This is a genomic window from Buchnera aphidicola (Rhopalosiphum maidis) (genome assembly GCF_003671935.1).
Taxonomy (GTDB): Bacteria; Pseudomonadota; Gammaproteobacteria; order Enterobacterales; family Enterobacteriaceae; genus Buchnera; species Buchnera aphidicola_AL.
This window is the reverse complement of sequence record NZ_CP032759.1, coordinates 436710-450009: the sequence shown is the minus strand read 5'-3', so window position 1 is coordinate 450009 and position 13300 is coordinate 436710. Positions and strand designations below refer to the sequence as shown.

Here is a 13300-nt window from a genome sequence, read left to right as displayed (position 1 = left end):
TATAAATAATTTATAAAAAACGGTGAAAATAATGACTATTAAAGTAGGTATTAATGGATTTGGTAGGATTGGACGTGTTTTATTTCGTTTAGCTCAAGCACGTAAAAATATTCAAATTGTAGCAATAAATGATTTACTTGATCCTGAATATATAGCCTATATGTTAAAATATGATTCGACTCATGGTATTTTTAAAAAAAATATTGAAATTGAAAATAAAAATCTTATTGTTAACGGAAAAAAAATTAGAATTACCTCAATAAAAGATCCTGAAAAATTAATGTGGGATGAATTGTCAATTGATGTAGTTATCGAATCTACAGGTCTATTTTTAACAAAAGAGACAGCTTATAAACATATTTTATCTGGTGCAAAAAAAGTTGTAATCACTGGACCATCAAAAGATGGTATCCCTATGTTTGTCAAAGGTGCTAACTTTGATAAATATAAAGGAGAAAAAATTGTATCTAACGCTTCTTGTACAACTAATTGTTTAGCTCCTTTATCAAAGGTAATAGATGATCATTTTGGTATTATTGAAGGGCTAATGACTACTGTACATGCTAGTACAGCTACTCAAAAAATTGTTGATAGTGCTTCTAAAAAAGATTGGAGAGGTGGTCGAGGTGCTTTACAAAATATTATTCCTTCTTCTACAGGAGCAGCTATTGCTGTAGGAAAAGTTTTACCACATTTAAATGGTAAATTAACAGGAATAGCTTTTCGAGTTCCTACCTCAAATGTATCTGTAGTAGATTTAACAGTACGTTATAAAAAGACAGCAACATACAACGAAATTTGTCAAGTTATTAAAGATGCTTCTGAACAAAAAATGAAAGGAATTTTAGGATATACTGAAGATGAAGTTGTATCAACAGATTTTAATGGTAATGATTTAACTTCTATTTTTGATGCTAAAGCTGGTTTATCTCTAAATAAAAATTTTGCTAAATTAATTGCTTGGTACGACAACGAAACAGGTTATTCTAGCAAGGTACTAGATTTAGTTACATTAATTTCTTCGAAATAAATATTAGGCTATAATTTCTTCTAAATATAGAAGTATATTTTTATTATATATAAAAATATTTAAATATATTAAATAATTTTACATATAAGACATATCTTACTTTTTTTGAGTATAGCAGTATTAAGTACAACCTTAATACTGCTTTTTAAAAAAAATTTTTTTTTAATTTTTTATTGTCTAGCTAATCTAATAAAACAAGGTGAAAAAATAGTATTGCTTCTCCATGGATTGATATCTATTCCACCTCTTCGAGTATATCTTCCATATACAGTTAATTTTTCAGGTTTACAAATTTTATTAATATCATTAAAAATTCGTTCAATACATTCTTCATGAAATTCGTTATGAGAACGAAAAGAAATCAAATAGCGTAATAAAGAATCGTGATTAATTGGTAATCCAATATATGTGATATACATTGATGCCCAATCAGGTTGTTGAGTAGCAGGACAATTGGATTTAAATAGATGAGTATATAAACTCTCTTTAGTAATTTTTTTTTTAGAATCAATCATTAGTAATGATGGATCATATTTATATGATTCTATTTTAATATTTTGATTATCTATGCAAGTACCCCGAAAATCTGAAATTTTTTGTTTTTTAATTTCATCTAAACTAAATAGTTTAACAGAAACTTGTCCACATACACATTTAGTAAGATCGTCAGTTAAAATTTTAATAAAATTAATATCATTATCAAATTGTATTTGATTAAAACTGTTTATATAAGTTTTTAAACTTTTAGATTCAACAATATTAATACTGTTTATATCAATTTCTATTTTAGCAATAGCAACTTTTGGCAATCCATTTTTATTTAACCAAGATAATTCGTATAAAGTCCAAATATCTCTACCTATAAAAGGAAGATTAATATAATTTAACCTAATTTTTTTTCGATGTTTTTTTCTAGATATCGGTTGTAGATGGTGAAAATTATTTATTTTAAAACTCATATTTTTTCTTTAATTTACAATTATATACAAGAGCATTGTATATAAAATTTATTTTTTTAATTTAATATATTGATTGATAATATCTTATCATCTATAAATGAAATTGAGGAAGAATGTTTGATATCCATTTTTTTATTCTTTTTTCGGTTTTTTCCGACTGACGGTCTTCATCTAAAGCTAATCCTACAAAATAATCTTTATTTAAAAGAGCTTTAGAAGATTCAAAATTATATTCAATCGTAGGCCATTTTCCAATTATTTTAGCATTATTTTTTTTTAAAACTTTATATATTAAACCTAATGCATCACAAAAATATTCTCCATAATCTTCTTGATCTCCACATCCAAATAATGCTACAGTTTTCTGTAAAAAATTTATTTTTTTTAAAATAGGTAAAAAATCATCCCAATCACATTGCATTTCACCATAATACCAAGTAGGAACTCCTAGTATTAGATAATCAAAAAGTTCAATATCTTTTTTAGAAGCATTGCTAATATCATGTAATATAGAACTATTACCAATTTTTTTTTGAATCAATTTTGCTACTTTTTCTGTATTCCCAGTATCACTTCCAAAAAAAATACCTATTTTCTTCATATTTTTTCCTATCTATCAAAATATAATTCTTAATTATGAAGAAGAATATATTTGAAATTTTTTTATTTAAAAATATGTTTTTTTAAAAAATTACATAAAAAACATAAAACTAAAAATTTAATTTTTTTTTGTTATCTTAGTAAAATAAATGTATTCTAATAACTTATTTATAAGTTATATCTGTTGATTTTTAATTAAAAATTATTTAATAATTTTTTATAAAACTTTAATATACATATATTTTTTTAAATTGAATGCTATAAAAAAATTTAAATTTTTTTATAAAAAAAGAAACAGAAATTATAACATATATTTTTAATACAACTATGAATATGTTAAAAAAATTATGAAAAAAAATTTAATTTGGTTTCGAACTGATCTTCGTTTATACGATAATACTGCTTTACATCACGCTTGTATGTTTGACGTAGATCAAGTTACTGGTTTGTTTATTGCAACACCAAAACAATGGAAAGATCATTTTCTTTCTTCAAAAAAAATATCATTTATCTACCAAAATTTAATAAATTTAAAAAAAGAATTATTAAAATTAAATATTATTTTACATTATCACGAATGTCCTAATTTTTTAAGTTCAATAGATTATTTAATTTATTTCTGCGAAAAAAAAAAGATAAGTAGTTTGTTTTATAATTATCAATATGAAATAAATGAAAGAAATCGCGATTGCCTAGTAAAAAAAAACTGTCTGAAAAAGGTGTTGTTGTAAAAGGATTTCACGATAGTATCTTAACTTCTATTGATAGTATAAAAAATACACACAACAAAACATATAAAATTTTTTCTTTTTTTAGAAAGAAAGTAATATGTAATTTATCAAAAAAAGTTCCAGAATGTTTTCCTATTCCAAAAAAAAGAAAAATTTATCTTAATTATTCATTACTAGAATTATTTCCAGAAAACTTAGTTGTTAATTTTGATCAAAAAACTTTTCCTATTGGAGAAAAAAAAGCTATTGAAAAATTAAAAAGTTTTTGTATTTATAAAATGGAAAAATATTCTTTAAAAAGAAATTTTCCGTTTTTAAATGGAACTAGTATGCTGTCTCCCTATTTATCTTTAGGAATAATATCACCACGATATTGCTTAAAAATAGTTTTAAAACAATATAAAAGAATTCCATTAAATATTATTTTAAATTCAGATTGGTTAAATGAAATAATATGGCGTGAATTTTACTATCATTTATTAATTGGTTTTCCAATACTTAGTAAGTCTAAATCATTATTGACGTGGGAGGAAAAAATTAACTGGGAAAATAATACAAATTATTTTAACGCTTGGAAAAATGGAAATACAGGTTTTCCTATAGTAGATGCGGGAATGAGACAATTAAATCAAACCGGTTGGATGCATAACAGATTAAGAATGATTACGTCTAGTTTTTTAGTAAAAAATCTTTTAATTAATTGGAGAAAGGGGGAAAAATATTTTATGTCTAATTTAATTGACGGGGATTTTGCATTAAATAATGGTGGATGGCAATGGTCAGCTTCAATAGGAAGTGATTCAGCACCATATATACGTTTTTTTAATCCCTTAAATCAATCTAAAAAATTTGATAAATCAGGTTTATTTATACGTAAATATATTCCAGAATTAAATTGTATACCAGATCACTATATTCATAATCCGTACGAATGGTCAACAAAAAATCACTGTAAAATAAATTATCCAGAACCAATTATAGACTATAGAAATAGTAAAGAAAAAGCATTATTAGTATACAATAAAGCTCAATTAAATTCTAAAAAACAAAAGGTTTAATAATATGGAAAATTTTTTATTAGAAAAAATTATTAATAAAAAATTATTAAGTCATGAATGTAATGATGTTATACCTAATGGATTACAAATAGAGGGGGAAAAAACAATTAAAAAAATTGTTACAGGTGTTACTGCTTGTCAAGACTTATTAGATCAAGCATTATCTTATAATGCAAATGCTATAATAGTACACCATGGCTATTTTTGGAAAAAAGAATCTCGATATATTCACAACATGAAAAGAAAAAGATTAAAAACTATACTTTCTAACAATATTAATTTATACAGTTGGCACTTACCTTTAGATATTCATCCTAAAATAGGAAATAATGCACAAATAGCTAAAAAATTAAATATTTGTATTAAAGGTTATATTTTACCTTATTTATTCTGGGGAATATTAGAAAAAAATATAAACGCTTTTGATTTTGCTAAAAAAATAGAAAAAAAATATAAAAAAAAACCTATACATATATATGAAAATGCCCCACTTTCTATTTCTCGTGTAGCTTGGTGTAGTGGAAAGGGACAAAATTTTATAGAACAAGCATATAATTTTGGAGTAGATGCTTTTTTAACAGGCGAAATTTCAGAAGAAACAATGCATTTTGCTAAAGAACTAGGTATTCATTTTTTTTCTATAGGACATCATGCTACAGAAAAAGATGGAATTAAATCTTTAGGTATATGGTTAAATAAAAAATATAATTTAGATGTTACTTTTATCGATATTTATAATCCAGCATAATTTGAAAAAAAGTGAATTATAAAAATACAATAAAATTTTTAACTGTTTTTAAAATTTCTACATAAAAAGTTTAATAAAAAACATGAAAAAAAATACACTAGAAAGATTATTTAATTCCTCCTGGTTATCTAGTAGTAATCAGAACTATATTGAAAATATGTATAAAAATTATTTAATAAATCCAAAATCTGTTAATACTACGTGGCATGATCAATTTAAAAATTTATTTAAAGAAGGAAAAGATATTTTAAAAGAAGAAAAATTCAATGATAAAAGTAATTTTTTTCAAAAAAACAAAATTTACCAACAAGAAATATTAGAAAAAAAAATTAATTATATTATTGATATTTTTCGAAAAAAAGGTCATAAAAAATCTTTAATCAATCCTATTGAATTAAATAAAAGAAAAGAATATAAATATTTAGAATCTTCTTTTTACAATTTCAATGAAAATGAATTAGAAACAACTGTAAAAGTTGATTTTAAGAATTCTTCTCGATATGAAATAAAAATTATAGATTTGTATAAAGAATTAAATAAAAAATATTGTAATTCTATTGGATTTGAATATATGTATATTGAAAGTTCATTTGAAAAAAAATGGATTACAAAACATATAGAATTATTTTTTAAAGAAAATTTGTTTTCAAAAAAAGAAAGAATAAGATTTTTAAAAGAAATTCTTTATGGAGAAACTTTTGAAAAATACCTAGGAAAAAAATTTTCTGGTACAAAACGATTTTCTTTAGAAGGAGCAGAGACATTAATTAGTATTCTGCACGAAATAATTCGATATTCAAAAAAAAATAATATATCTGAAATTGTTTTAGGAATGGCTCACAGAGGTAGATTAAATGTATTAATAAATGTATTAAACAAAAATCCGAAGGTACTATTTGATGAATTTTCTGGAGTTAATATACCAAAAAATTTTAGTGGAGATGTAAAATATCATATGGGTGGAGTTGCTGAAATACAAAATGAAAAAGAAAAAATACATTTAAAATTAGCATATAATCCATCTCATTTAGAAATAATTAATCCAGTTGTTTTAGGTATAGCACGATCATCTATAGATCAATTAAAAATTTCTGAAAACAAAGTTTTATCTATTAATATACATGGTGATGCTTCTATTATTGGACAAGGTGTAATTCAAGAAACATTAAATATGTCTCAAACAGAAGCTTATAAAGTTGGTGGCACTGTTCATATAGTTATTAATAATCAAATTGGATTTACTACATCTAATCCTAAAAATCTTCGTTCTAGTAAACATTGTACTGACATTGCTAAAATAATTCAAGCACCTGTGTTTCATGTCAATTCTGATGATATAGAAGCTTCTATTTTTGCGATTCAATTAGCTTTAAAATTTAAAAAAAAGTTTAAAAAAGATGTTTTTGTAGATTTAGTTTGTTATAGACGAAATGGACATAATGAAGTCGATGATCCTTCTGTAACACAACCTATTATGTATAAAAAAATTCGGAATCATCCTACTACAAGTAAAATATATTCTGACTTATTAATTTCGGAAAAATTAATTACATCTGACGATGTTAAAAAAATAATAAACGAATATACAGCTAAACTGATACAAGGAGAAAATGTTTTTTCAAAAAAGAAAAATATAACTTTTCAGAATCAAAATGAAAAATTTTTTGTAAAAAAACAAAAAGAAAACACAAAGTTAAATTTTTTAAATGTTAAAAATTTATTATATTCTATTAATACTATTCCTAATTCAGTTAAAGTACATGATAGAGTTAAAAAAATTTATCAAGAAAGAATAAATATGTCTGAAGGACAGAAATCATTTGATTGGGGTACAGCTGAATTGCTAGCTTATGCAACAATCCTTAAAGAAGGTATTTCATGTCGTCTTTCAGGAGAAGACATAAGTAGAGGAACTTTTTTTCATCGTCATGCTTTTATTCATGATCAAAAGAATGGTTCTATTTACGTTCCTTTGCAAAATATAGAAAAAAATCAAGGAAAATTTGAAATTTGGGATTCTGTATTATCAGAAGAAGCCGTTTTAGCTTTTGAATATGGATATTCACTATTTCCATCGAATAATTTAACTATTTGGGAAGCACAATTTGGAGATTTTGCTAACGGTGCTCAAGTAGTAATAGATCAATTTATTAGTGCGAGTGAACAAAAATGGAATCAAAAATCCAACTTAGTTCTTTTTTTACCTCATGGATATGAAGGACAAGGACCTGAACATTCTTCTGCTAGACTTGAAAGATTTCTTCAACTATGTGCTGAAAATAATATACAAATATGCATACCTACTACGTCTTCGCAAATATTTCATTTATTAAGACGTCAAATATTTAACAATATTTGTAAACCATTGATTGTTTTAACTCCTAAATCACTTTTACGAAATACTATGGCAAGATCTTCTTTAGAAGATTTAATAAATAAAAATTTTAAAAATGTAATAAACGAAAAAAATAGAAAACAAAACGAAGTAAAACGTTTAATTTTTTGCTCTGGCAAAATATATTACGATCTTTTAGAACGTCGTAGTGAATATAACATTAATAATATTGCATTAATTCGAATTGAACAATTATATCCATTTCCAAAAGATGAAATATTAAAAATATTAAAAAATTATTTTTACGTACAAGATTTTATTTGGTGTCAAGAAGAACCAAAAAATCAAGGAGCATGGTTTTATATTAATAATTTTCTACGTACTCTTTTACCAAAAAATTCTGATTTAAATTACGTTGGTCGTTCATCTGCTGCATCACCTGCAGCTGGTCATATTTCAATCCATAGAAAAGAACAAGAAAAAATAATAAATCATGCATTAAATTTTAAAATAAAATAGAAGGATATAAAATGAATAGAATAAATATTCTTGTTCCTGATCTTCCTGAATCTGTTAACGATGCAGTAGTTGTAAAATGGTATAAAAAAATAGGAGAAAAAATTTCTTCTGAAGATAATATAGTAGATATCGAAACAGATAAAGTCATGCTGGAAGTTTCATCTCCGTGTAATGGAATATTAGATAAAATTTTAGAAAAAGAAGGTGCAATTGTTAAATCAAACCAAATATTAGGAAATATCATTAAATCTACAAATATTGAAAGTAAAAAAGAACTAAAATCAATAGAAAACAAACAATCTTTTATACAAAATAGAAGTTTTAATATTCCTTTTAAAGAAAAATTATATAATTTAACACCTTCTATAAGACGTTTAGTAAAAATTAATAAAAATAAAGAAATATTTAATCAATTATATTATGTAAAAAATCAAAAAAATATTGAAAAAAAAAACCAGGAACAATTAAAGAAAAAATCTTTTTTTAATGAAAAAGAAAATAAAAACATTGAAAATAGAATAAAAATGACACGATTACGTCAAAAAATTGCTGAAAGATTATTAGAAACTAAAAATAATACAGCGATGCTGACGACTTTTAATGAAGTAAACATGCAATCAATAATATTTTTACGTAAAAAATATGGCGAATCTTTTGAAAAAAAACACGGTGTTCGTATTGGATTTATGCCTTTTTTTGTAAAAGCAGCAGTAGAAGCCTTAAAAATTTTTCCAGAAGTAAACGCATCTATTGATAAAGACGATATTGTTTATTATAAAAATTTTGATATTAGTATTGCTATCTCTACTCCCAGAGGAGTAATAACGCCAGTTTTAAGAAATGCAGATAAGATGAGTATGGCCGACATAGAAAAAAAAATAAAAGAATTTTCTATTAAAAGCACAGAAAATAAAATAAAATTAGAAGAATTAGTTGGGGGAAACTTTACCATAACTAATGGTGGTGTTTTTGGTTCTTTAATGTCTACTCCTATTATTAATCCACCTCAAACCGCAATATTAGGGATGCATCTTATCAAAGAGCGTCCTATGGCTATAAACGGAAAGGTAAAAATTCTTCCCATGATGTATTTAGCACTATCTTATGATCATAGACTAATAGACGGAAAAGAATCTGTTAGTTTTTTAGTAACTATAAAAGATATATTAGAAGATTTTAATCGTATTTTAATTAATGTATAAATTTATTTTTTAATTAATCTTAAAAGTACAGTAATTTCTTATTATAAACTGTACTTTTATATTTATAAAAAATTAATTTTTAATAAAATAATTGTACATGTATATTATAAAAAAAATAGAAGATAAAATATGAAAAATAATAAATTAATCTTAATTCGACACGGTCAAAGTCAATGGAACAACTTAAATAGATTTACCGGATGGCACGATATAGAATTAAGTCAAAATGGAAAAAATGAAGCTAAAAAAGCAGGATTATTATTAAAAAAAGAAAAATTTTTTTTTGATTATGCACATACTTCTATGCTAAAAAGAGCCATACATACCTTGGGATATATTTTAGACACATTGAATCAATCTTGGTTACCTGTAAAAAAGTCCTGGAGATTAAATGAAAGACATTATGGTGCATTAGAGGGATTAAATAAAGATGAAATGATTCAAAAATATGGCGAAAAACAAGTCAATTTATGGAGACGCAGTTTTGATATTATACCTCCTCAAATTACATTAAAAGATAAACGATTTCCTGGAAATGATATACGTTATGCAAGTATAGATACTAATACGATTCCATTAGGTGAAAGCTTAGAATTGACAGCAAAAAGAGTAATTCCTTATTGGAATGAATTTATTTTACCTCAAATAAAAAAAAGACAAAAAGTTCTTGTTGTAGCACATGGAAATTCTTTACGTGCATTAATTCAATTTATAAATAAAATAGATAATAAAAAAATTTTAGAATTAGAGATTCCTACTGCAATGCCAATTGTTTTAGAATTCAACAAAGAGTGTATTCCTATGAAATGGTATTACTTAAAACAAAGTATTTAAAATAAAATATTTTTTCTATCAAAAATTCATATATATATAAAATTGTTTCTAATTTAATTAAAGATAAAATCTTTTTTTCAAAAAAATAAAATCGATTTTTTTAAAAAGTTTTTTAACCTTTTTAACATTTAATAATTTTAGTATTCAACATGCACAATTATATATAAAAATATATTTTTCTTTACATTAAAAAATACAATTATTCTAAAAATGTTTATCAATAATAAATAATAGGAAAAAACAAATTTTTACAGTAGTTAAAAAAATGGGATTTTTATGATTAAAAAGATTGGAGTATTAACTAGTGGTGGAGATGCTCCTGGTATGAATGCTGCAATTAGGGGAGTAGTAAGAACAGCATTGAGTGAAAAATTAGAAGTATTCGGTATTTATGATGGATATTTAGGTTTATACGAAAATCGTATGACACAATTAGATAGATATAGTGTTTCTGATATGATTAACAGAGGTGGAACATTTTTAGGATCTGCTAGATTTCCTGATTTCTGTAAAAATGAAATACGAACTGTTGCAATAAATAATTTAAATAAAAGAAATATTGATGCTCTTGTTGTAATCGGGGGAGATGGGTCTTATATAGGAGCTCAAAAATTAACAAAAATGGGAGTTCCATGCATTAGTATTCCAGGAACTATAGATAATGATGTAGCGGGTACTGATTATACAATAGGTTACTTTACAGCTTTAGAAACAGTTGTTGAAGCAATTGATAGATTAAGAGATACTTCTTCTTCTCACCAAAGAATTTCTATTGTAGAAGTTATGGGGAGATACTGCGGCGATTTAACACTAGCTGCTGCAATTGCTGGTGGTTGCGAATTTATTGTTCTTCCAGAAATTAATTATAAAAAAGAAGAATTAGTTTTTGAAATACAAGCAGGAATTGAAAAAGGTAAGAAACACGCAATAGTTGCAATAACAGAATATATTTGTGATGTAGAAAAATTAGCTAAATATATTGAAAAAAAAACAAATAGAGAAACAAGAGCTACTATTTTAGGACATATCCAAAGAGGAGGCTCACCAGTAGTATACGATCGAATACTAGCATCAAGAATGGGGGCATATGCAGTAGAATTACTAATAGAAGGTTACAAAGGAAAATGTGTCGGAGTGCAAAATGAAAAAATGGTATTTAATGATATAACGAATGCACTAAAAAATATGAAACGTGTTTTTAAAAAAGATTGGTTAATTACAGCTAAGAAGCTATACTAATGCAAAATTAGTGCCGGTTTTTCCGGCGCTCTAAAATTTTTAATTTTATTTTTAAATAAATAAAATTATATAGGTATCAAAAAAAATGAATCTTTGTAGTAAAAAAAAAACATTAAAACAGTGTTGTGTTGAATTTTTAGGAACAGGTTTAATAGTATTTTTAGGAATTAGTTTTTCTGCTACATCAAAATTAACAAATTTTCATTTCAATAATTATGAAATTAGTTTTATTTGGGGACTAGGAGTATTCATATCAGTTTATTTTAGTTTTTCAACATCTGGAGCACATTTAAATCCAGCTGTTACTATTTTTCTTTGGTTATCTTCTCAATTTAATAAAAAAAAGGTAATACCATACATTATATCTCAGATAACTGGTACTTTTTTCTTTACCATTTTAATTTATCTTATTTATCATAATCTATTAAACTCGTTTGAGTTGAAATATAATATTGTACGAGGAACAAAAAAAAGTCTTGAATTAGCTTCAATTTTTTGTGTTTTCCCCAAAGAAAATTATAATTTTATTCACGATTTTATATTAGAAGTATCTATTGGAATTTTTTTTATTATTATACTTATGAAAATAAATGAAAAAAAAAATTTATTTTCATCTTATAATTTTATAAATCCTTTTTTAATAGGGGTACTAGTTACAACAATCAACTTATTTTTAGGTGCGCATAATAATGTTACTTTAAATCCAGCTCGAGATTTAGGTCCTAGAATATTTTTAAGTTTAATTGGATGGGGTAAATTAGCATTTACAGGTGGTGATAACATGATTTTCCCATATTTTTTAATACCTACAATAGCTCCTATTCTAGGTATAAATTTAGGAGGATGGATATATATAAATTTTATTATAAAAAAATAATTTTTTTTATAAAACATTATCTGATATTTTTATAATTTTTAAAAACTCTTCACATTTTAAAGATGCGCTGCCAATCAATAGCCCATTAATATCAGGTTGTTTCAGAAAATCTTCTGCATTTAATGCATTAACTGAACCTCCATATAGCACAATCAAATTTTCTGCACTAATAGTATCATATTTTTTTATATGATTTTTTATAAATTTATGTATCAATTGTACACTTTTAGGGTCTGCTGAAATACCTGTACCTATAGCCCAAATAGGTTCATATGCAATTACTGTATTTCTAAATGCTTTTTTTCCGAAAGAATTTAATATAAAATTTAATTGTTTTTTTAAAATATTTTCAGTCTTATTAGATTTTTTTTCTATTTCAGTTTCGCCTATACATAAAATAGGAATTAAGTTTAAGTTTTTTATTAAACAAAATTTTTTTGAAATTATTTCGTTATTTTCATTATGAAATAAACGTCTTTCAGAATGACCAAGAATAATGTATTTAACACCGACATCTTTCATCATTAAAGCAGAATTTTCACCAGTAAATGCACCTGTTAAATTCATATCTATATTTTGTGCACCAAGATAAACATTTGTATTATTTATCTCTTTATATACTCTTTCTAAAAATACGGTGGGAGGTGCAATGACAATTGCACTTTTTTTTGAAAAAGATGAAATTTTTGATTTTAAAGAAGTTAAAAAATAAGAAATAGTTTTTATACTACCATTTAACTTCCAATTAGCTGCAATAATATTTTTTTTCATATTAATGTACTCAATTTTTTTAATTTTATAGAAACTAAGCCTTTTATAAAAAATTATATATAAACTTAGTTTCTATTACTGAAGTATGAAAATATACTATTTATATAAATTAGCTCGATCTCGTAGTTGTTTTCCTGGTTTAAAATAAGGTACATATTTTTCATTTAACTTAATTTTTTTACCAGTTTTAGGATTTCGACCTATACGAGAAGATCTATAATGCAAAGAAAAACTACCAAACCCTCGAATTTCAATTCGTTTCCCTTTAGATAACGAAATTGACATATATTCTAGCATTTCTTTTACAGCATGTTCTATTATTTTATTTGAAATATGAGCTTTTTGTTCAGCAATTCTTTCGAATAGTTCTGACTTTGTCATAAATCCTCTATAATTA

At 24.4% G+C, this 13300-nt stretch carries 11 protein-coding genes and 1 pseudogene; 8 read left to right on the top strand and 4 right to left on the bottom strand.

What is annotated here, in order from left to right; genetic code table 11:
• Nucleotides 1-31: 31 nt before the first annotated feature.
• A complete protein-coding gene (gap, locus tag D8S97_RS02265; protein ID WP_158361311.1) occupies nt 32-1030 on the top strand; it encodes a type I glyceraldehyde-3-phosphate dehydrogenase in 999 nt (332 codons plus the stop codon).
• Nucleotides 1031-1200: 170 nt separating this feature from the next.
• On the opposite strand, the gene queF is transcribed toward gap, so the two are convergent.
• Entirely contained in the window at nt 1201-1989 is a 789-nt protein-coding gene (gene queF, locus D8S97_RS02260; RefSeq protein ID WP_158361309.1) for an NADPH-dependent 7-cyano-7-deazaguanine reductase QueF, read from the bottom strand.
• Nucleotides 1990-2080: 91 nt separating this feature from the next.
• Nucleotides 2081-2590: a flavodoxin FldA gene (fldA, locus tag D8S97_RS02255; protein ID WP_158361307.1), complete on the bottom strand. Its 510-nt coding sequence runs from the start codon at nt 2588-2590 to the stop codon at nt 2081-2083.
• A gap of 346 nt (nt 2591-2936) precedes the next feature.
• Here fldA and phrB point away from each other — a divergent pair.
• From phrB to D8S97_RS02220, 7 genes and pseudogenes are all read left to right on the top strand, one after another.
• Nucleotides 2937-4378, top strand: a pseudogene (phrB, locus tag D8S97_RS02250) (deoxyribodipyrimidine photo-lyase).
• A 4-nt stretch (nt 4379-4382) separates the two neighbouring features.
• Nucleotides 4383-5126 (top strand): Nif3-like dinuclear metal center hexameric protein, encoded by a 744-nt coding sequence (locus tag D8S97_RS02245; protein ID WP_158361305.1) that lies wholly within the window; start codon nt 4383-4385, stop codon nt 5124-5126.
• A gap of 82 nt (nt 5127-5208) precedes the next feature.
• On the top strand, nt 5209-7980 hold the full coding sequence (locus D8S97_RS02240; protein WP_158361303.1) for a 2-oxoglutarate dehydrogenase E1 component: 2772 nt from the start codon (nt 5209-5211) through the stop codon (nt 7978-7980).
• A gap of 11 nt (nt 7981-7991) precedes the next feature.
• Nucleotides 7992-9182 carry a dihydrolipoyllysine-residue succinyltransferase gene (sucB, locus tag D8S97_RS02235; RefSeq protein ID WP_158361300.1) on the top strand — a complete coding sequence of 397 codons (1191 nt, stop codon included), beginning with the start codon at nt 7992-7994 and terminating at the stop codon, nt 9180-9182.
• A 129-nt stretch (nt 9183-9311) separates the two neighbouring features.
• On the top strand, nt 9312-10016 hold the full coding sequence (gpmA, locus tag D8S97_RS02230) for a 2,3-diphosphoglycerate-dependent phosphoglycerate mutase (protein WP_158361298.1): 705 nt from the start codon (nt 9312-9314) through the stop codon (nt 10014-10016).
• A 276-nt stretch (nt 10017-10292) separates the two neighbouring features.
• A complete protein-coding gene (pfkA, locus tag D8S97_RS02225) occupies nt 10293-11255 on the top strand; it encodes a 6-phosphofructokinase (RefSeq protein WP_158361296.1) in 963 nt (320 codons plus the stop codon).
• An 85-nt stretch (nt 11256-11340) separates the two neighbouring features.
• On the top strand, nt 11341-12132 hold the full coding sequence (locus D8S97_RS02220; RefSeq protein WP_158361294.1) for an MIP/aquaporin family protein: 792 nt from the start codon (nt 11341-11343) through the stop codon (nt 12130-12132).
• A 6-nt stretch (nt 12133-12138) separates the two neighbouring features.
• Here D8S97_RS02220 and tpiA read toward each other — a convergent pair whose 3' ends face one another.
• Both tpiA and ihfB read right to left on the bottom strand, forming a co-directional pair.
• Nucleotides 12139-12903, bottom strand: coding sequence for a triose-phosphate isomerase (gene tpiA / locus D8S97_RS02215; RefSeq protein WP_158361292.1), 765 nt, complete (start codon nt 12901-12903; stop codon nt 12139-12141).
• A 96-nt stretch (nt 12904-12999) separates the two neighbouring features.
• A complete protein-coding gene (gene ihfB, locus D8S97_RS02210; protein ID WP_158361290.1) occupies nt 13000-13284 on the bottom strand; it encodes an integration host factor subunit beta in 285 nt (94 codons plus the stop codon).
• Nucleotides 13285-13300: the final 16 nt, after the last annotated feature.

Excerpts from the sequence above, each read along its gene's own strand:
- tpiA (WP_158361292.1), bottom strand. The coding sequence starts at position 12,903 with ATGAAAAAAAATATTATTGCAGCTAATTGGAAGTTAAATGGTAGTATA.
- gap (WP_158361311.1), top strand. The coding sequence starts at position 32 with ATGACTATTAAAGTAGGTATTAATGGATTTGGTAGGATTGGACGTGTT.
- queF (WP_158361309.1), bottom strand. The coding sequence starts at position 1,989 with ATGAGTTTTAAAATAAATAATTTTCACCATCTACAACCGATATCTAGA.
- gpmA (WP_158361298.1), top strand. The coding sequence starts at position 9,312 with ATGAAAAATAATAAATTAATCTTAATTCGACACGGTCAAAGTCAATGG.
- ihfB (WP_158361290.1), bottom strand. The coding sequence starts at position 13,284 with ATGACAAAGTCAGAACTATTCGAAAGAATTGCTGAACAAAAAGCTCAT.
- D8S97_RS02240 (WP_158361303.1), top strand. The coding sequence starts at position 5,209 with ATGAAAAAAAATACACTAGAAAGATTATTTAATTCCTCCTGGTTATCT.
- D8S97_RS02220 (WP_158361294.1), top strand. The coding sequence starts at position 11,341 with ATGAATCTTTGTAGTAAAAAAAAAACATTAAAACAGTGTTGTGTTGAA.
- pfkA (WP_158361296.1), top strand. The coding sequence starts at position 10,293 with ATGATTAAAAAGATTGGAGTATTAACTAGTGGTGGAGATGCTCCTGGT.
- fldA (WP_158361307.1), bottom strand. The coding sequence starts at position 2,590 with ATGAAGAAAATAGGTATTTTTTTTGGAAGTGATACTGGGAATACAGAA.
- D8S97_RS02245 (WP_158361305.1), top strand. The coding sequence starts at position 4,383 with ATGGAAAATTTTTTATTAGAAAAAATTATTAATAAAAAATTATTAAGT.
- sucB (WP_158361300.1), top strand. The coding sequence starts at position 7,992 with ATGAATAGAATAAATATTCTTGTTCCTGATCTTCCTGAATCTGTTAAC.